The organism is Hydrocarboniphaga effusa AP103, from assembly GCF_000271305.1.
GTDB lineage: Bacteria > Pseudomonadota > Gammaproteobacteria > Nevskiales > Nevskiaceae > Hydrocarboniphaga > Hydrocarboniphaga effusa.
Genome location: NZ_AKGD01000002.1, coordinates 382,894 through 403,123, shown reverse-complemented (window position 1 = coordinate 403,123; position 20,230 = coordinate 382,894). Strand labels below are relative to the sequence as shown.

Sequence of the window (20,230 nt, the reverse complement as noted above, 5' to 3'; positions counted from 1 at the left end):
CACTGGCATGGGGTCGGCGGCGGTTCATTCAAGTCGAGGCCCGCGCTGCCCGCCAGCCCGAAACGAAGCGACCGCCCGAAGGCGGTCGCGGGCTCGCTCCGAACCGGCTCAGCGAGCCGCTTCGATGTAGCGCGCCGGGTTGACCGGCCTGCCGTTGAGCGAAACCTCGAAGTGCACGTGCGGACCGGTCGAGCGCCCGGTACTGCCGACCGCCGCGATCTGCTGGCCCTTCATCACACGGTCGCCGACCTTGACCGTGATCCGGTCATTGTGACCGTAGCGCGTGACATATCCGTTGCCGTGATTGATCTCGACCAGGTTGCCGTAGCCGATCTTGGGGCCGGCGACGGTGACGATGCCGGTGGCCACCGCGACCACCGAGGAGCCCGAAGGGCCCGCGAAATCGATGCCGTCATGCCGCGACATGCGCCCCGTGAACGGATCGGTGCGCACGCCGAACACCGAGGAGATGTAGCCGTTTTCGATCGGCCAGCCCGACGGGCGCACCTGCTTCTGCAGGCGACTCGCCAGCAGCAGGTCTTCGAGCACGTGCATCTGGCGCTCGCGATCGCCGAGCTTGCGCTCGATGGCCGCGATCGAGCTCAAAACCGGGTCGCCCGAGAAATCGGTCGCGACGGTGTCGGGCATTTCGGGGCCGCCGATGGCCGGAGCCGAACCGAAATCGAACTCGCCTCTCTCGAGGCCGGCGATTTCGGTCAGCCGCTGGCCCGCCGCGTCGAGCCGGATGATGTGGGCATTGAGCTGGGCGATACGGCGGGAAAGCGCTTCGGTGTTCTCCTCGGCCATCACGCGCGTCCTGGCGAGCTCCGTACGCTGGGCGATAAGCTCCTGGGACCATTTGCCGGCCAGACGGTCCGGCAGCAACGAGGTCGAACCTCCGCGTACCAGGAAGCCGGCCGCGAAGCCGACGCCGCACACGAGCAATCCGACCAGCGCCACCGGCATCCATGAGAGGATGTGCGCAGGCGCGAACTTGAAACGCCAGGTCCGCCCTCGCGTGTGGCTCACAACGATAATATCCATTACGACCCGCAATCCTCATGCACGATGATGCCGTCTCACTGATCGGCACCCTGCGTCAGCAGCCTCATCCGCTGCGTGACCTGATCGAGCGTGCCGAGCGCATCAGCGCCCTGGACAACGCCCTTCGGCAATGGACTCAAGAGCCCTGGTTTCAATCGATCCGCCTGGCCAACATCCGCGGCGACACGGTCGTTCTGTTTGCATCGAACGCTGCCGCCCTGGTCCCCTTGCGTTATCGCCAACAGGAACTGCTGAGCTTCCTGAGAGATTCCTTGAAGCTGTCCTGCACCCGCCTGGAGACCAAGGTGAGGCTGTCTGTTAATCGACGATTCACCCGAGTCTAGGCGGCAAGGCAAATTGAGGCAAGAGCCGGGCCGCATCGGGCTTTTTGCCCGGAGTTGGGCTCCGAAGCACAAAAAAGCGGCGCCAAGCGCCGCTTTTTTCAATGCAATCGAGCCGGCTCAGGCTGCCGCGAGAACGCCGCGTACGTAGTTGATCGGCGGCGCGGCATTGGCCTCTTCAAAGGTCACGCATTCCCAGGCCGATTGATCGTCGAGCAGCGCGCGCAGCAATTTGTTGTTGAGCGCATGACCGGACTTGTACGCCGTGTAGGCGCCGATGAGGCTGTGGCCGCCGAGGTAGAGATCGCCGACCGCGTCGAGAATCTTGTGCCGCACGAATTCGTCCTCGAAGCGCAGGCCGTCCGCGTTCATGACGCGGTATTCGTCGAGTGCGACGACGTTGTCGAGGCTCGCGCCGAGGCCAAGGTTATGGGCGCGCAGCTGATCGAGCTCGCGCATGAAGCCGAAGGTGCGGGCCCGCGAAACCTCGCGCACATACGAAGTGCTCGAGAAATCGACGATCGCGGTCTGGCGGCTGGTCTTGAAGATCGGGTGCTTGAAGTCGATCGAGAAGCTCAGGCGAAAGCCTTCGAACGGCTCGAAGCGGGCGAACTTGTCGCCCTCCTGCACCTGCACCGGCTGCTTGATGCGGATGAAGCGCTTGAGCGCGTCCTGCTCGTGGATGCCGGCGGACTGGATCAGGAACACGAACGGGCTCGAGCTGCCGTCCATGATCGGAATTTCGGGCGAGGAGATTTCGATGATGCAGTTGTCGATGCCCAGTCCGGCGAGCGCGGACATCAGATGCTCGACGGTCGCAACACGCACTTCGCCCTGATCCGACTTGTGGACCAGGGTGCTCGACAGCGTGGTTTCGCGAATCAGGTCCGCGCGCGCCGGCACTTCGACGACCGGCGACAGATCGATGCGCCGGAACACGATGCCGGTGTCGGGCCCGGCCGGCAGCAGGGACATGAACACCTTCTGCCCGGAATGAAGGCCGATGCCGGTCGCCCGGACGGCTTTTTGTAGGGTGCGCTGCTTGACCATTTTCCTGGTCCTCGGTTGAGCTCGCTCGGATTTCGCGGTGGAGCGAGGCCACGGCCTGACCGTGACCGAACGCCGAAGTCTACCACCGGTCCCGCAAGCTACCGTCGCAAAAACAAACCCCTGCTGAAGCTTGGCCTCGGCAGGGGTCGGATTCGTCACATGGGAGCTGAAGAATCAGTCCGCCTGCTGCCGCAGGAAGGTCGGGATATCGAGCATCTGCTCGTCCAGATCCAGCCCGGCGAACGGGTTGCCGCGCGGGACCGCAGCGGCAGCAGCCGCCATCTGCGGTTCCATGCGCGAGCGCTGCACGCCGGTCAGCGTCGGCACCTGCTGCGGCTGCTGATAGGCCGGCTGCTGGTACTGCGGCTGATAGTGAGCCTGCTGGTGCGGCTGCTGATACTGCGGCTCGTTCCGCACGAACGGCGTGACCTTGGACGGCTGCGCCTGGATCGCCGGCTGCTGGTGAGCGGCCGGACGCATCGCCAGGCCCGTCGCGACGACGGTGACGCGCAGCTCGTCGCCGAGCGATTCGTCGATCGAGACGCCGAACTTCATGTCCGCGTCTTCGGAGCCGATCTTGCTCACGCGCTCGTTGACGAGCTGGAGTTCCTTGCGCGTCAGCGAACCGCCGTGCGTCAACGTGACGAGAATGCCGTGGGCACCCGAGAGCTCGATGTCGTCGAGCAGCGGGCAGGCCAGCGCCGCCTCGACGGCGCGTTCGGCACGGGCTTCGCCATTGGCGGTGCCCAGCCCCATCATCGCCATGCCGCGGTTGCTCATGACCGTCTGCACGTCGGCGAAGTCGACGTTGATCTCACCCGGATTGGTGATCAGGCCGCTGATGCCCTGCACGGCGTTCTTGAGCACCTCGTCGGCCTTCTTGTGGCACTCGGTGACCGTCATGTCCTCGGGCAGCGTGATCTGCAGCTTCTCGTTCGGAATCACGATCAGCGAATCGACGTGCTTCTGCAGCTCTTCGATGCCGCGACGCGCCACATCCATGCGCTTGCCGGATTCGAAGCTGTACGGCTTGGTGACCACGCCGACGGTCAGGATGCCCATTTCCTTGGCGATCTCGGCGATCACCGGCGCCGCGCCGGTGCCGGTTCCGCCGCCCATGCCGGCGGTCACGAACAGCAGGTCGGTGCCTTCGAGCAGCTCGCGGATCAGCTCTTTGCTTTCGAGCGCGGCCGCGCGACCCTTCTCAGGGTTGGAGCCGGCACCGAGGCCGCGAGTCAAGGTCGCGCCCAGTTGAACGATATTGGTGGTCTTGCATTTCTCGAGATGCTTGCGGTCGGTGTTGGCAGCGAACAGTTCGATGCCCTCGATGCGCGCCTCGACCATCTCGTTGATGGAATTGCAGCCGCCGCCGCCCACGCCGATGACGCGAATCACCGCATCCATGGGCTGACCGTCGACGATCTCGTACAGCTCGTTAGTTCTTCCTGCCATGTGAAAACCTCCAATCGATACTGCGAGACCCCAAACCTTCTCTAGCCTGCGTGTGAGAACTTATCGGCATTTGTACGGGTTTGATGTTATTTAGTGTGCACAGTGGAAATAAATAATGCAACACTTCATAACACTTGAGACCCAGCCCTCAGAACCCTCACAGACTCCCTGAAATCATTGGGTTTATTAAAAATTTCCCTTGAACCACTGACTTACGCGCTGCACCCAGTAGCCGACTCCGACCTCGGGCCGGGTATCCTTGGGCGCCTGGAACTGGCGGCCGTACAGCAGCAGGCCGACGGCCGTCGCATTGGCCGGACTCTTGGCCACGTCGCGCACGCCGACCACGTTCTGCGGCAGGCCCAGGCGCACCGGCAGCTCGAACACTTCCTCGGCGAGTTCCTGCACACCCGGCAGGTAGCAGGCGCCGCCCGTGAGCACCACGCCGCCGGCGATGCCGTCGTACCAGTCGGAGCGGTGCAGCTCCTTGCGGATGAGCCGGAACAGCTCCTCGTAGCGCGGACGGATGACTTCCGACAGCGTGATGCGCGAGAGCCGGCGCGGCGGGTTTTCGCCGACGCTGGGCACTTCGATCTCTTCGTCGAAGGTCAGCAGCTGCGGCAGCGCGCAGCCGAACTTGAGCTTGATGTCCTCGGCCGCCTGCGTCGGCGTGCGAAAGGCCACGCTGATGTCGTTGGTGACCTGGTCGCCCGCCACCGGCAGCACCGCGGTGTGGCGCACCGCGCCGCCCTTGAACACGGCGATGTCGCTGGTACCGCCACCGATGTCGACCATGCAGACGCCCAGCTCGCGCTCGTCGGGCATCAGCACCGCGTAGGCCGAGGCGAGGTGGTTGAGGCAGAGCTTGTCGACGTGTAGGCCGCAGGACTCCACGCACTTCTGCACGTTCTGCGCGGCCGATTCCGAACCCGTGACGATGTGCACCTTGGCTTCGAGGCGCACGCCGAACATGCCGACCGGCTCCTGGATGCCTTCCTGGCCGTCGACGACGAATTCCTGCGGCACCACGTGCAGCACTTTCTGGTCGGCCGGAATCGCGATCGCGCGGCCGCCTTCGATGACCGATTCGACGTCCTTCTCGGACACTTCGCGCGAACGCACCGGCACCACGCCGACCGAGTTGTGGCTCTTGATGTGCGCGCCCGAAATGCCGACGAACACCGACTGCGCCCGGCAACCGGCCATCAGCTCGGCCTCTTCGACCGCGCGACGGATCGCCTGCGTGGTCGCTTCGATGTTCACCACCACGCCGCGCTTGAGGCCGCGTGACGGATGCGAGCCGAGGCCGACGATTTCGACGTGGCCCTCGGGCATCAGCTCCCCGACGATGCAGGTGACCTTGGACGTGCCGATGTCCAGGCCCACGAGCAGATTGCGCGATTCGCGCTTAGCCATTGTTCTTCACTCCTTGAATTGCGGCGGCCGGCGCTCCTGCCTTGCCCTCGCCGGTCTGGTTGGCGATCCAACCGATGGCGAAGCCGTTGGTATAGCGCAGATCGACGTAGGCGACTTCATCGAGACGGTTGCCGACGGCCGCGAGCAGCGCGCCCGTGAGCGTCGGCAGCTTGTCGGCGACATCGCCGTCGCCGAGCCTCAGCGTCAGGCCCATGCGCGTCTGCGCGGTCCACTCGCCGCGTGCGTCGAGCGTGAGCCCGTTGATCGCGAGCACCGTGTCTTCGAGCGCCGCCGACAGCCGGCGATAGCTGCTCGCCACGAGTTCTTCATTGCCCGGCGTGCCCGACAGCTGCGGCAGCTTGCGCAGCAGCGATTCGGGCATGTCCTGCGCGGCCGGCGTGAACGCCACGCCGCCGGTATCGAGCAGCGATTCGCCGTTCCAGCGCGCGAACGGCTCGCGCTCCCAGACGCGAATGCTCAAACCCGTCGGCCAATCGCGCTCGACGCGCGCCTTGGCGACCCAGGGCAGTTGCGTGAGTTCGCCGCGCACCGCATCGACGTCGACCGAGAAGAAACCCTGCCCGAGCGCCGGCAGCGCCGCCTCGCGCAGCACCTGCGGAGACACGCGCTCGAATTTGCCCTCGATGCGCAGGCGGCTCAGGTCCGGATCGCGCCATTGCATCGCCAGCGTGGTGGTCGCCATCAGCAGCGCGGTGAGGCTCGCGATCCACAGCCAGCGCGAGGGGATTTCAAAATTGCGAAGCTCATCGATCGCGGGCAGTTCGAGCGCTCGAGCCCCGCGTTCTACGGTCATGGCGCGCATGTCAGATCGTTCCTTCGGAAGACAAAGTGGTTTGCAGGATTCGCCAGCACAGATCGGCGAACGAAAGACCGACGGCCTTGGCGGCCATCGGCACCAGCGAATGCGAGGTCATGCCCGGCACCAGATTGGCTTCGAGCAGCCACGGACGTTGCTGCTCGTCGAGCAGAAAATCGACGCGGCCCCAGCCGCTCGCGCCGAGCAGTTCGAAAGCGCGCAGGCTCAGCGCCTGGATCTCGGCTTCGAGCGCGGCCGGCAAGCCGCTCGGGCAGTGATAGCGCGTGTCGTTGGAGATGTACTTGGCGTTGTAGTCGTAGAACTCGCCGTCGGGCTCGATGCGGATCGTCGGCAGCGCCTGGCCATCGAGAATCGCGCAGGTGTATTCGCCGCCGGTGATCATGCGTTCGGCCAGCACCACGCGCGGACGATCCTCGTACTCGCCCGCCGCTTTGCGATACGCGGAGACCGCGGACGTCGCGAACTTGACCTTGCTGATGCCGACGCTGGAGCCCTCGGCGGCCGGCTTCACGAAATACGGAAAACCGAGCTGCGTTCCGGCCGCGAGCGCGTCTTCGTTCGAGCGCAGCACGAGCCATTCGGGCGTCGGCAGGCCTTCTGATTTCCATATCCGCTTGGTGCGCAGCTTGTCCATCGCCAAAGCGCTCGCGAGCACGCCGCTGCCCGTATACGGAACGCCGAGCAAATCGAGCACGGCCTGCACGGTGCCGTCTTCGCCGCCGGTACCATGCAGTACGTTGAAGGCGCGATCGAAGCCTTCGGCCTTGAGTCCGAACAGACGCTCGCGCGTCAGATCGACCGCATGAGCATCGACGCCGCGCTCGACGAGCGCCTGATGCACAGCCTCGCCGCTCCAGAGCGCGACCTGGCGCTCCGAAGACCAGCCACCCATGAGCACGGCGACCTTGCCGAAATCTTCGGGACGTGAGGCGTGAGGCGTGAGGCGTGAGGCGTTCACAGCGGCTCTCCTACGACTCGAACTTCGGGATGCAGATCGATGCCGCTCTGCGCGCGCACCGTGTTTCGAATGTGTTCGATGAGCGACTCCACGTCGGACGCCTTGGCGCCTTCGTCGGTGACGATGAAATTGGCGTGCAGCTTCGACACTTCCGCTCCGCCGATGCGCGCGCCCTTGAGCCCGCAGCACTCGATGAGCCGGGCCGCGTGATCGCCCGGCGGATTGCGGAAGGTGCTGCCCGCCGTCGGCTTGCCGACCGGCTGCGTGGCCTTGCGGCGCGCGAGCCATTCGCGCGTCACGCGTTCGTGCTCGCCGTGCTCGTCGTTCGCCACGCGCAGGCGCGCGCCGAGAAAGCCGAGGAAGCCATTCGGCAGATCGACATGGCGATAGCTCCACGAAAAGTCGTGCGGCTCCAGCCATTCGGCACGGCCACCGCGAAACACGGCTTCGACCGCGATCACCTGCGGCCAGGTTTCGCCGCCCCAGGCGCCTGCGTTCATCGCCAGCGCGCCACCGACGGTGCCCGGAATGCCGGCCATGAAACCGAGCCCCGCGCGCTTGTGCTGCTGGGCGAACTTGGCGAGCCGCGCGCAATGCACGCCGGCTTCGGCGTAGATCTCGAAGTCGCCGGCCGAGACCAGGCCATCGAGCGCGCCGTGCAGCGAAATGACGGTGCCGCGAAAGCCACCATCGCGCACGAGCAGATTGCTGCCGAGCCCGAGCCAGAGCACCGGCTCTTTCGCCGGCAGGCGCGCGATGAACTGCAGCAGGTCGTCGCGATCGGCCGGTTCGAAGAAGCGATCGGCCGGCCCGCCCACGCGCCAGCTCGTGTGCTGCGACAAAGGCTCGCGTTCGCGCAGTTCGCCGCGCACGCTTTGCCGTGACGAGGGGCTCGCAGCGCGGCTCACGCCGGCACTCCGAATTGCTTGATCAGCGTGGCCGGCAAGCCGCCGATGTCGCCCGCTCCGAGCGTCAGCAGCAGATCGCCGTCCTGCAGCACGCCGGCGAGCGCATCGGGCAAGTCGGCGACCGTCTTCACGAACACCGGTTCGACCTTGCCACGCGAACGCACGCAGCGCGCGAGCGAGCGGCTGTCTGCATTGGCGATCTGTTCTTCGCCGGCCGCATAGACCTCGGTCAGCAGCAGCCCGTCGGCCTCCGACAGGATCAGGCAGAAGTCGTCGAACAGATCACGCGTCCGCGTGTAGCGATGCGGCTGGAACGCCACCACCAGCCGGCGCTGCGGATGCGCGGCGCGCATGGCCTGGAAGGTCGCCGCGATCTCGCGCGGATGATGGCCGTAATCGTCGACCACGAGCGCGCTGCCGCCTTTGGGCAGCGCGACGAGTCCATGCGGCTCGCAACGACGACCGATGCCCTGGAACTCGAGAAACGCCTTGCGGATCGCCTCCACGCTCACGCCGAGTTCGAGGCCGATCGCGATCGCCGCGAGTGCGTTCTGCACGTTGTGAAGGCCCGGCAGATTCAGATGCAGTTCGGCGCGCAAGCCTTCGCGCGTGACGAGATCGAAATCGTGCCCGCTGCCGACCGCGCGAATGTTCACCGCGCGTACGTCGGCCTCTTCGCCGAGGCCATAGGTCAGCGTCGGCCGGCCGATTTCGGTGATCAGCTCGGCGATCACCGGATCGTCGATGCACAGCACCGCGAGGCCGTAGAACGGCAGCCGGTGCAGAAACTCGATGAAGGTGTCCTTGAGCGTGTTGAAGTCGCCGCCGTAGGTTTCGAGATGATCGGCATCGATGTTCGTCACCGCCGCCATCAGCGGAGACAGATGCAGGAACGAGGCATCGCTCTCGTCCGCTTCGGCGACGAGATAGTGGCCGGCGCCGAGGCGCGCGTTGGTGTCCGCGCTCTTGACCTTGCCACCGACGACGAAGGTCGGATCGAGCCCGCCTTCGGCGAGCACCGCCGCGACCAGACTCGTGGTGGTGGTCTTGCCGTGCGTGCCGGCGATCGCGATGCCATAGCGAAAGCGCATGAGCTCGGCAAGCATCTCGGCACGGCGCACGACCGGAATGCGATGCGCATGCGCGTAGGCGACTTCGGGATTGCTCGCCTTCACCGCCGTCGAGCAGACCACCACGTCCGCACCTTCGGTGTTCTGTTCGGCGTGACCGAAGAAAATCTGCGCGCCGAGCGAAGCCAGCCGGCGCGTCGCCGCCGATTCCTTCAGATCGGTACCCGAGACTCGGTAGCCCAGGTTGAGCAGCACTTCGGCGATGCCGGCCATGCCCGATCCACCGATGCCGAGCATGTGCACGCGACGCACGCGACGCATCTGCGAAAGCGACGACGTGAAACTGGCGTTCACCATGCCTGGCCTCCCGCGGTGAGCACTTCGTGCGCGATCTCGCGCGTGGCCTGCGGCCAGGCCTTGGAGCGCGCGGCCTGCGCCATCTGCAGCAATTTGGCGCGATTGCCGAGCAGATCGCGCAGCAACGCCGCGAGGCTCTCGGCATCGAGTTCGCGTTCCTGTATCAACACGGCCGCGCCGGCATCGGCAAGATAGCGGCCGTTGGCGGTCTGGTGATCGTCGACCGCATGCGGAAACGGCACCAGCACCGAGGCGCAGCCGGCCGCGCAGAGTTCGGCGATCGTCGAAGCACCCGAACGGCAGACGACCAGATCGGCCCAGGCATAGGCAGACGGCATGTCGTCGATGAAGGATTCGATGCGCGCCACCACGCCTGCATTGGCGTACGCCGCGCGGGCGACGTCGTAGGTGCGACCGGCCTGATGGCGAATCTGCGGACGCTGCGTATCGGGCAGCAGCGCGAGCGCGGCGGGCACGAGTTCGTTGAGCGCGCGCGCGCCCTGGCTGCCGCCGAGCACGAGCACGCGCAGCGGCTGCTGGCGCTCGGGCAGGCGTTCTTCAGGTGCGGGCAGTTCTGCGATCGCGGCGCGCACCGGGTTGCCGACCGTGGTCGCCTGGCGGAACGTGCGAGGAAACGCTTCGAGCACCTTGTTCGAGATCATCGCCAGGCAACGATTGGTGAGGCCCGGCGCCGCATTCTGCTCGTGAATCACCAGCGGCACGCGCGCCAGACGCGCAGCCAGGCCGCCCGGCCCGCTCGCGAAACCGCCCATGCCGAGCACCACGTCGGGCCGCCGGCGACGAATGATGCCGCGTGCCTGGCTCACCGCCTTCCAGATCAGCAGCGGAGCGCCGATCAAGGTCTTCCAGCCTTTGCCGCGCAGGCCGCGCACGTCGATGGTTTCGAGCTCGAAACCTTGCGGAACGACAGTGCGCGCTTCGAACGAATCGGGCGCGCCCATCCAGACGATCTCGTGCCCGCGTGCGCGCAGCTCGTGCGCGACCGCGAGCGCGGGGAACACGTGACCACCGGTGCCGCCGGCCATGATCATCACGTTCATGGGGCGCCTCCGATATCGAGAGGCGCGGAACGGGAGACGGAAGCCGCAAAAGCTTCATCGGCGCGCGCGGAGGCGGTGCTTCTACGTCTCCCGTCCCCTGTGTCCCGTCTTCCGTCCGCGGAGAGCAGGCGATTCTCGTAATCGACGCGCAGGATCAGCGCGAGCATGACGAGCACACAGATCAGCGAAGCGCCGCCGTAACTGATCAAGGGAAGCGTGAGCCCCTTGGTAGGCAGCGCGCCCATGTTCACGCACATGTTGATGAGCGCCTGCAGTCCGAGCCAGGTCGACAAGCCGTAGCAGACGTAAGCCTTGAAGCGCTCGCCCGCTGCTTCGGCGCGGCCACCGATGACGAAACCGCGCCAGACCACCAGCGCGAACAGACCGATCAGCACGAGCACGCCGAGCAGGCCGAATTCCTCCGCCAGGATCGCGAAGATGAAATCGGTGTGCATTTCGGGCAGGTACAGCAGCTTCTGGATGCTGTTGCCCAGACCGACGCCGGTCCACTCGCCGCGGCCGACTGCGATGAGCGAATTGGCGAGCTGCCAGCCACTGTTGTTGATGTCGGCGAAGGGGTCCGTGAAGCTCATCATCCGGCGCACGCGGTAGGCTTCCGCGAAAGCCACGAAGGTCAGTGCGCTGATGCCCGTGACCATCAGCACGAGCAGGTGCCAGAGCTTCGCGCCGCCGAGAAACAGCATGACGAAAGCCACCGTCAGCAGGATCACGGTGGCGCCGAAATCCGGCTCCAGAATCAGCAGCGCGCCGGCGACCAGCAGTGGCAGGAACGGCAGCAGCAAACCACGCCATTCGTTCTGCAAGCGCGCCTGACGGCGCACGATGTAGCCGGACAGGTACACGATCAGCGCGAGGCGCGCGAGCTCCGAAGGCTGCATGCGAATGAAGCCGAGGTCGATCCAGCGACGCGCCGCATTGACCTTGATGCCGATGCCCGGGATCAGCACGAGCACGAGCAGCGCCACCGCGCTGATCGCGATCAGCGCGCTCTTGCGCTCCCAGAAATGCATCGGCACCAGAAACGCGCCGAACGCGGCCACGCCGCCGATGCCGACGAACAGCAGCTGGCGCCAGAAGTAGTGGAACGGAGCGCCGGTCATCTTCTCGGCCTGCGCGACCGACGCCGAGGCCACCATGACCAGGCCCCAGGACAGTAGCAGCGCGATGCCCGCGAACATCGGCCCATCGAGTCCGACGCGCGCACGCGGGAGCGTGAAGAACTTTTGTGCGAGCGTGATCATGCGAGTGCCTTCACCGCCTGCGCGAAGCGCTGGCCGCGTTCGACGTAGTTCCTGAATTGATCGAGGCTCGCGCAGGCCGGCGACAGCAATACGCGGTCACCCGCTTGTGCGAGCGATCGCGCACGCAGCACCGAAGCCTGCAGATCGGCCTCGCGATACACCGGCAGCGCACCGAGAATGGCGTCTTCGATCGCCTGCGCGTCCTGGCCGAACAGCACCGCAGCGCGGCCCTTCTGTGCAAGCGGTTCGGCGAGCGGAGAAAAATCCTGCCCCTTGCCCTGCCCGCCGCCGAGCCAGACGATCGGCCCCGACAAACCTTGAAGGGCGGCGAGCGTCGCACCGACGTTGGTGCCCTTGGAATCGTCGAGCCAGACCACGCCGTGGCTCTCGGCAACGAACGCGCAGCGATGCGGCAAGCCCGCGAATTCGGTCAATGCGCGCAGGCTGTGTTCGCGCGCGATGCCGGCCGCATCCGCAAGCGCGAGCGCGGCGAGTGCGTTGGCTGCATTGTGCAGGCCTTGGATGCGGAGAGACGAGAGACGGGAGACGGGAGACGGGACGGCGTCTGCGCCCGGCGCCATCAACCAGATATCACCCTCGCTCATCCCAATGCCGTAATCGCCATCAGTTGCTGCATCGAGTCCGAAACTGACCCAACGTCTCCCGTCTCCCGTCTCCCGTCTCCCGGCATAACGCATCACCAGTTCGTCCTGCCGATTGACCACCGCGGTTTCACAGTGCGCGAAAATGCGCGCCTTGACCGCGGCGTAATGCTCCATCGTTCCGTGACGATCGAGATGATCCTGCGAGAGATTCAGGTTCGCGGCCGCGCGCAGCTTGAGCGTGTAGGTGGTTTCGAGCTGGAAGCTCGAGAGTTCGAGCACGTAGAGCTCGCAGTCGCTCGCGAGCAGATCGAGTGCCGGCACGCCGAGATTGCCGCCGACCGCCACACGCAGGCCCGCGGCCTTCGCCATCTCGTAGACGAGCGTGGTGACCGTGCTCTTGCCGTTCGATCCCGTGATCCCGATCACCGGTGCGTCGGCCTCACGCGCGAACAGCTCGATGTCACCGATCACCGGAACACCGGCCGCGATGAGTTCGCGCACGAAGGGCTCGTCCAGCGAAACACCCGGAGACACCACGGCCGCGCTGAAACCGGGAGACGGGAGACGGGAGACGGCAGACGTCGAAGCCCTGAATTCGCCCAGATGGAATTCGACATCGAAAAACTCGCTGCGCAACTGTTCGATCCCAGCTGGCGCCTCACGCGAATCGGTGACGACAAGTTCAGCGCCCTCGCGCGCGAGATAGCGCAAAGCCGAAACGCCGGACGCGCCGAGACCCACGACCAGCATGCGCTGGCCTGCATAGCGTCTTCCGTCTCCCGTCTCTCGTCTCACGGCTTTCATTACCTGATCTTGAGCGTCGACAGTCCGATCAGCACCAGAATCAGCGTGACGATCCAGAAGCGCACGATGATCTTGGGCTCGGGCCAGCCCTTGAGTTCGTAGTGATGGTGCAGCGGGGCCATGCGGAAGATGCGCTTGCCGCCCGACCACTTGAAATAGCCGACCTGGATCATCACCGACAGGGTTTCGGCGACGAACACGCCGCCCATGATCACGAGCACGAGTTCCTGGCGCACGAGCACCGCCACCACGCCGAGCGCCGCGCCGAGCGCGAGCGCGCCGACGTCGCCCATGAACACCTGCGCCGGATACGCGTTGAACCACAGAAAACCCAGGCCCGCACCGCCGATCGCGGTGCAGAAGATCGCCAGTTCGCCGACGCCGGCGATGTACGGAATGCCCAGGTAGTTGGCGAACTTCACGTTGCCCGTGCAGTACGAGAACACCGCGAGCGCCGAAGCGACGAGCACGCAGGGCATGATCGCGAGGCCGTCGAGGCCATCGGTCAGATTCACCGCGTTGCTGGTGCCGACGATGACCAGATACGCCCAGATCACGAAGAAGCCGCCGAGCGGCAAGGCCACGTCCTTGAGCATCGGCACGATCAGCAGCGTCTCGGCCGGCGTCTTGGCGGTCAGGTAGATCGCGATCGAGGTGCCGAAGCCGGCCAGCGAAAGCCAGAAATACTTCTGCTTCGCGGTCAAGCCGAGATTGCGGCGGTACTTGATCTTGATGTAGTCGTCGGCGAATCCGACGAGCCCGAACGCCACCGTCACGATCAGCGCGAACCAGACGAAGCGGTTCGACAGATCGGCCCACAACAGCGTGGCGACGCTGATCGCGGCAAGGATCAGCACACCGCCCATCGTCGGCGTGCCGGTCTTGGCCTGGTGCGACTTCGGCCCGACTTCGCGAATGACCTGGCCGAACTTGAAGTCGTGCAGCTTGCGGATCAGCAGCGGCCCGAACGTGAACGAAAAGATCAGCGACGTCAGCACGCCGAGAATCGCGCGCACGGTCAGATAGCCGAACACATTGAAGCCGCTGATATGCGTTTTCAGCGCTTCGGCCAAGTGATAAAGCATTAGTGAACTCCCCCGTCGACGCCGTCTTGCGGCGCCTGAACCACCCCGTGAACGACAAGCTCCATGCGCGCGGAGCGCGAGCCCTTGACCAGCAATGTCAGCGGCGAAGCGCAGGCCGCGATATCGGCCCGCAGCGCCGCGATGAGCTCCGCGTGCGTTGCGAACACGCGCGTGCCCTCGCCGAAGCCGGCTGCGTAATGCGGCGACATCGCGCCGGTGACGTAAAGCCGATCGAGCCCGAGCGCACGCGCGCTCCGGCCCGCTTCGACATGCAGCGATTCGGCCGTCGCCCCGAGTTCGGCCATGCCGCCGAGCACCGCCCAACGCTCGCCGGGCAGCGCGGCGAGCAGTTGCAGGCCGGCGGCGAGCGAGGTCGGATTGGCGTTGTAGCTGTCGTCGATGAGCCTCGCGTTCGGCGCGATGCGCTTCCAGGCCACGCGACCGCTCGGCGCCTGCACTTGCGCGAGGCCGGCCGCGATCACGTCGGCCGACAGGCCGAGCGCGTAACCGGCGGCGGCGGCGGCGAGTGCGTTGAGCACGTTGTGGCGGCCCGGCAGCGGCAGGCTCACCTCGGCCTCGCCGTTCGGCAGGCTCAGCGTGAAGCGCATGCCGTTGCGCCCATCGTCGATCGCGTAGCTCTGGATTTCGTCGGCGCTCACATCGGCAGCGGCCGACAGGCCGAAGCGAATCTGCTGTGCTCCGCCCGCGAGCGCGGACCACAGCGGCGCATAGACGTCGTCCGCATTGATGATCGCGATGCCCTGCGGCTGCCGCGCGATCGCGGCGAACAGCTCGCCCTTGCCGCGTGCGACGCCATCGCGCGAACCGAAGCCTTCGAGATGTGCATCGCCGGCCTGCGTGACGATGCCGATCTGCGGCTGCGCGATCGCGGCGAGCGCCTCGATCTCGTGCAGATGATTCGCGCCCATTTCGATGACGGCGGTCGCATAGTCGTCGCGCAGGCGCGCGAGCGTCAGCGGCACGCCGATGTGATTGTTCAGATTGCCTTCGGTGGCGAGCACCGGACCGCGCGCGGCGAGCACCGCGGCGAGCAGCTGCTTGGTCGTGGTCTTGCCGTTGCTGCCGGTCACCGCGACCACCGGATGCGCGTAGTCGCCGCGCCAGGAGCGCGCGTAATCCTGCAGGCCCGCGAGCGTGTCGCCGACGAGCACCTGCGGCAGCGCGACGTCGATGGCGCGCGAAACGAGCGCGCCGACCGCACCGCGCTGGCGCGCCTCGTCGAGATAATCATGACCGTCGAAACGCTCGCCCACGAGCGCGACGAACAGGTCGCCCGGCTGCAACTGGCGGGTATCCGAAATCACGCGAGAGAAGCCGGCGTCGGCTCCGCTCAGTGGCGCGTTCAGACGACGTGCGAGATCGGCGAGCGTCGGCTTCATGCGCGCGCTCCGAGCGTCGATCCGCCCAGCAGTTGCGCGACCAACAGGCGATCCGAGTACGCCCGCTTCTGGGTGCCGATGATCTGATAGTCCTCGTGCCCCTTGCCGGCGACGACCACCACATCGTGTTCGCCGGCCTGATTCACCGCTGTGCGGATCGCCTCGACGCGATCGTGAATGACCGGCGCCTGGATGCCGGCCGGCAGACCTTCGAGAATCTGCTGCGTGATCGACTCGGGCGATTCGGTGCGCGGATTGTCGTCGGTGACGATCAGCGCATCCGCATGCGCAGCAGCGGCAGCGCCCATCAACGGACGCTTGCCCTTGTCGCGATCGCCGCCGCAACCGAACACGCACCAGAGCTTGCCGGCGGTATGCGCGCGCACGGCCTTGAGAATCTGCTCGAGCGCCTGCGGCGTATGTGCGTAGTCGACGACCACGAGCGGCTTGCCCGCGCCGCCGCGAAAACCTTCGATACGCCCCGGCACTGTCTGCGATTGCGAAAGCGCCTCGACCACGGCCTGCAGCGGCACGTCGGCTGCGAGCAGCGCAGCGGCGGCGGTCATGAGGTTGTAGGCATTGAAGCGTCCGAGCAGCGATGCGTCGAGCTGCGCGCGGCCCGCATGCGTGTCGAGCACGAGGCTCAGCCCGCGTCCATGCAGTTTCAATTCGCGGCCGATCACGTAGCGCGGCGTCGAAGGCTTGTCGCCGTCGAGGCCATAGCACGTGAGGCGTGAGGCGTGAGGCGTGAGGCGCGAAAATTCTTCGATCCAGCGCGCGCCGGTCGCATCGTCGCGATTGAGGATCAGCACGCGGCCGTCGCCGGGCTCGAACAGCTTGCGCTTGGCGGCCGCGTAGGCCTCGAGCGTGCCGTGGTAGTCGAGGTGATCGCGCTGCAAATTCGTCAGCGCCACCGCATCGAAGGCAATGCCGCCGACGCGGTTCTGGTCGAGCGCATGCGAGGACACTTCCATCGACACGGCGCTGCAACCGCTTTCGACCATTTGCGCGAACCAGCGCTGCAGTGAAACCGGATCGGGCGTCGTATGGCTCGCGTCGGCGAGCGCGGCGAGTCGGCCGTAGCCGATCGTACCGATATACGCGGCCGGACGGCCGAGTCGATCGAAAGCTTGGGCAACGAGATGCGCGGTGGAGGTCTTGCCATCGGTGCCGGTCACGCCGAACGTGAACGCGCTCTTCGAAGGCTCACCGTAGAAGCGCGAGGCGATCGCGCCGACACGCTGTGCGAGCGATTCGACCGCGAACTCGGGCACGCCGAGCTGCGGCGGCATGATGCCGCCCGCCGGCTCCCAGGCGATCGCCGCGGCTCCGTTTTCCACCGCCTGCGCCGCGTGCGCGAGTCCATGTGCCGCACTGCCGCGCACGGCGAGAAACAAGTCACCCGGCGCGACCGCGCGCGAATCGAGCGTGAGCCCGCTCACGCTCAGATCCGGCGCGGCGGCGCCGAATCCGTCGAACAAGGCCTTGAGCGCGACCGACTTCAACGCAGCACCTCGGCCGTGCCGCCGCCAGTACCGAGCCTTGCGATCGAGCCCGCAGGCTGTGTCGCCGGAATCACCGGCATCGGCTCGTCGGGTGGAATCTGCAGCAGGCGAAGCGCGCCTTGCATGACCGTCGAAAACGCGGGCGCCGCAACGAGGCCGCCGAAGTAGCCGCCTTCGCCGGGCTCGTCGATCAGCACCAGGCCGACCAGGCGCGGATGCTCGGCCGGCACCATGCCGATGAACGCCGATTGATAACGCTTGCTCGCGTAGCCGCCGGTGTCCGATACCTTGTGCACGGTGCCGGTCTTGCCGGCGATTCGATAACCCGGAATCGCGGCGCGGCTCGCGGTGCCTTCCTTCGACACCACGCCCTGCATGAGCCGGCGAACCTGGCGCGCCGTCTCGGCCGACACGGTGCGCTGCGGCGCCACCGGCTCACCGCTCTTGACGAGGCGCAGCTGCGGCATCAGGCCGTCGTTCGCGAGCCCGCAGTAGGCGCGCACGAGATGCATCGAGCTCAGCGACAGGCCATAGCCGTACGAGGCGGTGGCGGTGGCGATGGTTCCCCACTCGCGGAAGTTGCGCAGCACCGGGCTCGCCTCGCCCGGGAAACCCGAATGGATCGGATCGCCGAAACCGAATTTCTGATAACCGTTCCAGACCGCCTCGGGGCCGATCTGCAGACCGATCTTGGCCGCGCCGACGTTGGACGATTTGGTCAGGATCGACATCAGGTCCATGTCGCCGTGCGAATGCGTGTCGCGCACCGTCAGCGCGCCGACCTTCCACCAGCCCGGGCCGACGTCGTAGTGGTCGTCGGGCTTGACCGCGCCGATGTCGAGCGCCTGTGCGATCAGCAGCGGCTTGACCGTCGAACCGGGCTCGAAGCTGTCGACGATCGCGCGGTTGCGCAGGGCGCCGCCCACCTTGCGCTCGTCCGGATTGTTGGGGTTGTAGCCGGGCTGGCTCGCCATCGCCAGAATCTCGCCGCTCTTGACGTCGGCGACGACGATGAGCCCGCCCTTGGCGTTGAACTTGGAAACCGAATTCTTGAGCTCGCGATACGCGAGGTACTGCAGCCGCAGATCGATCGTGAGTTCGAGATCCTGCCCGGGCTGCGCGGGTTTGGCGTCTTCGGTGTCTTCGACGATGCGGCCCTTGGCATCGCGGATCACGCGGCGCGAACCACTCTGGCCGGTCAGCAGCTTGTTCTGCGCGACTTCCATGCCTTCCTGGCCACGGCCGTCGAGATTGGTGAAGCCGACCAGCTGCGCCGCGACTTCGCCGGCCGGGTAATAGCGGCGGTACTCGCGCTGCGCGAACACGCCGGGCGCCTTGATCGCGAGCAGGCGCTTGGCCTCGTCCGGGTTCATCTGCCGCTGCAGATAGACGAACTGCTTGTTCTCGCGCTCCTTCAGGAACTGCGTCAGATCACGCGGCTTCAAATTGAGCATGCGCGCAATCGCCTCGACGTGGCCGGTCGAGGCGAGCAAGGCCTTCGGCACCGTCCAGATCGAATCCACCGGAGCCGACAGCGCGAGCGGCTCGCCGCGACGATCGCGGATCGAACCGCGCCCGCCTTCGAGCGTGACCGTGCGCACGTGGCGCTTGCTGCCCTCGCGCGTGAGGAAATCGTTCTCGACCACCTGCAGCTGGAACGCGCGCGCGAAAACCCCGGTCGCGCCCACGCAGAGCAGGCACAGCACGAGCACGCGCCGCCAGGACGCCACCGGCTGCACCTTGTGAGGCGCCGCGTTCGGAATCGCGCCCGCGCCGCGCCCGCCGTTGCTGCGCCCGTTGTTGCCGCGTTCGTGCTTGAGGTAGGGCTTCACTGGCCATCCCTGCGCAGGCCGCGTGCGCGAGGTTGTTCGACGACGACGTAGTCGCGCGGCTCGGACATGCCCAGCTGATCGCGTGCGAGCGATTCGATGCGCCCGTGATTGGCGAGCGCGGCGTCTTCGAGCTGCAGCTGCGACCATTCCATCTCGAGCCGGTCGTGCTCCTTGCGAAGGCGCTCGATCTCGGTGGTCTGCAGGCGGTTCTCATGCTTGACGCGCACGACCGCGAGCGCGCTCAGAATCACGAGGATGGCGAGCAGCATCGGCAACAGCATCGATTGCCGGGAGACGGCGGACGGCAGACGGGAGACGTTCTTGCGCTCACTCATGAAGCTTCTCCGCGACCCTCAGCACAGCGCTGCGCGCGCGCGGATTGATCTCGCATTCGGCATCGGTCGGAAAATCACGAGAAACGCGGCGCAGAGCGACTTGCGTCTCGCGTCTGCCGTCTGCCGTCTGCCGGCTGTCGCGAATGAAGCGCTTGACGATGCGATCTTCGAGCGAATGAAAGCTGATCACTGCGAGCCGTCCGCCCGGCGCGAGTACTTCGGCCGCAGCGCCGAGCGCCTGCGGCAACACGTCGAGCTCGCGGTTGATGTAGATGCGAATGGCCTGGAAGCTGCGCGTGGCCGGATGGATCTTCTGCCGCGGGCCGGGCATGGCGCGCGCGATGATCTCGGCCAGTTGCGTGGTCCGCGTGATCGGCGTCTGCGTGCGTGCTTCGACGATGCGCCGCGCGATGCGACGGCTCGCGCGCTCTTCGCCGTACTGATACAGCACGTCGGCGATCTCGTTGTCCTTGGCGCGCGCGATCCACGAAGAGGCCGGCTCGCCAGCCGAGGTGTTCATGCGCATGTCGAGCGGGCCGTCGCGCAAAAACGAAAAGCCGCGATCGGCATCGTCGAACTGCGGCGACGACACGCCGAGATCGAGCAGGATGCCGTCGATGCGGCCGACCAGATCGAGCTCGCGCGCAAGCTGCCCGAGTTCACCGAAATTGCGATGGTGGATGCGAAAGTTCGCGCGACCGGCGAAGCGCTCGTTGGCTGCCGCGATCGCGGCCGGATCCTGATCCATTGCATGCAGGAAGCCGCTGTCACCGATCGCTTCGAGGATCGCGTTGCTGTGCCCCCCACGGCCATAGGTGCCGTCGAGATAAATGCCACCGGGCCGCGGGGCCAGACCGGCCAGGGCTTCGTCGAGCATCACCGGGCGGTGCGGGTCGGCCATGGAGCG

The 20,230-nt window shown here is 66.3% G+C and carries 18 protein-coding genes; 1 reads left to right on the top strand and 17 read right to left on the bottom strand.

The window, feature by feature from the left end; genetic code table 11:
• Window positions 1–108 precede the first annotated feature (108 nt).
• The gene (locus WQQ_RS13230; RefSeq protein ID WP_040454130.1) at window positions 109–1,044 is read right to left on the bottom strand and encodes a M23 family metallopeptidase; all 936 of its coding nucleotides are present in this window, start codon (window positions 1,042–1,044) and stop codon (window positions 109–111) included.
• Between the two features lie 17 nt (window positions 1,045–1,061).
• Here WQQ_RS13230 and WQQ_RS13225 point away from each other — a divergent pair, with 17 nt between their 5' ends.
• Window positions 1,062–1,388, top strand: coding sequence for a hypothetical protein (locus tag WQQ_RS13225; RefSeq protein WP_007185703.1), 327 nt, complete (start codon window positions 1,062–1,064; stop codon window positions 1,386–1,388).
• A 117-nt stretch (window positions 1,389–1,505) separates the two neighbouring features.
• Here the strand turns inward: WQQ_RS13225 and lpxC are convergent, their stop codons facing one another.
• The 16 genes from lpxC to rsmH form a co-directional block, all read right to left on the bottom strand.
• Entirely contained in the window at window positions 1,506–2,435 is a 930-nt protein-coding gene (lpxC, locus tag WQQ_RS13220) for a UDP-3-O-acyl-N-acetylglucosamine deacetylase (RefSeq protein ID WP_007185702.1), read from the bottom strand.
• A 174-nt stretch (window positions 2,436–2,609) separates the two neighbouring features.
• Entirely contained in the window at window positions 2,610–3,887 is a 1,278-nt protein-coding gene (ftsZ, locus tag WQQ_RS13215; RefSeq protein ID WP_007185701.1) for a cell division protein FtsZ, read from the bottom strand.
• Between the two features lie 186 nt (window positions 3,888–4,073).
• Entirely contained in the window at window positions 4,074–5,303 is a 1,230-nt protein-coding gene (gene ftsA / locus WQQ_RS13210) for a cell division protein FtsA (protein WP_007185700.1), read from the bottom strand.
• Entirely contained in the window at window positions 5,296–6,126 is an 831-nt protein-coding gene (locus tag WQQ_RS13205) for a cell division protein FtsQ/DivIB (RefSeq protein ID WP_007185699.1), read from the bottom strand. The genes ftsA and WQQ_RS13205 overlap by 8 nt, the downstream gene beginning before the upstream one ends.
• Window position 6,127: 1 nt before the next feature.
• Window positions 6,128–7,099, bottom strand: a complete 972-nt coding sequence (locus WQQ_RS13200; RefSeq protein WP_007185698.1) for a D-alanine--D-alanine ligase — start codon at window positions 7,097–7,099, stop codon at window positions 6,128–6,130.
• On the bottom strand, window positions 7,096–8,007 hold the full coding sequence (murB, locus tag WQQ_RS13195) for a UDP-N-acetylmuramate dehydrogenase (protein WP_007185697.1): 912 nt from the start codon (window positions 8,005–8,007) through the stop codon (window positions 7,096–7,098). The genes WQQ_RS13200 and murB overlap by 4 nt, the downstream gene beginning before the upstream one ends.
• Window positions 8,004–9,434, bottom strand: a complete 1,431-nt coding sequence (gene murC / locus WQQ_RS13190) for a UDP-N-acetylmuramate--L-alanine ligase (RefSeq protein ID WP_007185696.1) — start codon at window positions 9,432–9,434, stop codon at window positions 8,004–8,006. Before murC ends, murB begins: the two co-directional genes overlap by 4 nt.
• Window positions 9,428–10,495: an undecaprenyldiphospho-muramoylpentapeptide beta-N-acetylglucosaminyltransferase gene (gene murG, locus WQQ_RS13185; protein ID WP_007185695.1), complete on the bottom strand. Its 1,068-nt coding sequence runs from the start codon at window positions 10,493–10,495 to the stop codon at window positions 9,428–9,430. The genes murC and murG overlap by 7 nt, the downstream gene beginning before the upstream one ends.
• Entirely contained in the window at window positions 10,492–11,757 is a 1,266-nt protein-coding gene (gene ftsW / locus WQQ_RS13180) for a putative lipid II flippase FtsW (protein ID WP_007185694.1), read from the bottom strand. The genes murG and ftsW overlap by 4 nt, the downstream gene beginning before the upstream one ends.
• Window positions 11,754–13,112: a UDP-N-acetylmuramoyl-L-alanine--D-glutamate ligase gene (gene murD / locus WQQ_RS13175; RefSeq protein WP_040454126.1), complete on the bottom strand. Its 1,359-nt coding sequence runs from the start codon at window positions 13,110–13,112 to the stop codon at window positions 11,754–11,756. Before murD ends, ftsW begins: the two co-directional genes overlap by 4 nt.
• 53 nt (window positions 13,113–13,165) lie before the next feature.
• Window positions 13,166–14,251: a phospho-N-acetylmuramoyl-pentapeptide-transferase gene (gene mraY, locus WQQ_RS13170; RefSeq protein WP_007185692.1), complete on the bottom strand. Its 1,086-nt coding sequence runs from the start codon at window positions 14,249–14,251 to the stop codon at window positions 13,166–13,168.
• Entirely contained in the window at window positions 14,251–15,651 is a 1,401-nt protein-coding gene (locus WQQ_RS13165; protein WP_007185691.1) for a UDP-N-acetylmuramoyl-tripeptide--D-alanyl-D-alanine ligase, read from the bottom strand. Before WQQ_RS13165 ends, mraY begins: the two co-directional genes overlap by 1 nt.
• Complete coding sequence (locus WQQ_RS13160; protein WP_007185690.1) at window positions 15,648–17,156, bottom strand: UDP-N-acetylmuramoyl-L-alanyl-D-glutamate--2,6-diaminopimelate ligase; 1,509 nt, start codon at window positions 17,154–17,156, stop codon at window positions 15,648–15,650. Before WQQ_RS13160 ends, WQQ_RS13165 begins: the two co-directional genes overlap by 4 nt.
• A complete protein-coding gene (locus tag WQQ_RS13155; RefSeq protein WP_007185689.1) occupies window positions 17,153–18,988 on the bottom strand; it encodes a peptidoglycan D,D-transpeptidase FtsI family protein in 1,836 nt (611 codons plus the stop codon). Before WQQ_RS13155 ends, WQQ_RS13160 begins: the two co-directional genes overlap by 4 nt.
• Window positions 18,985–19,323: a cell division protein FtsL gene (gene ftsL / locus WQQ_RS13150; protein ID WP_007185688.1), complete on the bottom strand. Its 339-nt coding sequence runs from the start codon at window positions 19,321–19,323 to the stop codon at window positions 18,985–18,987. Before ftsL ends, WQQ_RS13155 begins: the two co-directional genes overlap by 4 nt.
• Window positions 19,316–20,224: a 16S rRNA (cytosine(1402)-N(4))-methyltransferase RsmH gene (rsmH, locus tag WQQ_RS13145; RefSeq protein WP_007185687.1), complete on the bottom strand. Its 909-nt coding sequence runs from the start codon at window positions 20,222–20,224 to the stop codon at window positions 19,316–19,318. The genes ftsL and rsmH overlap by 8 nt, the downstream gene beginning before the upstream one ends.
• Window positions 20,225–20,230: the final 6 nt, after the last annotated feature.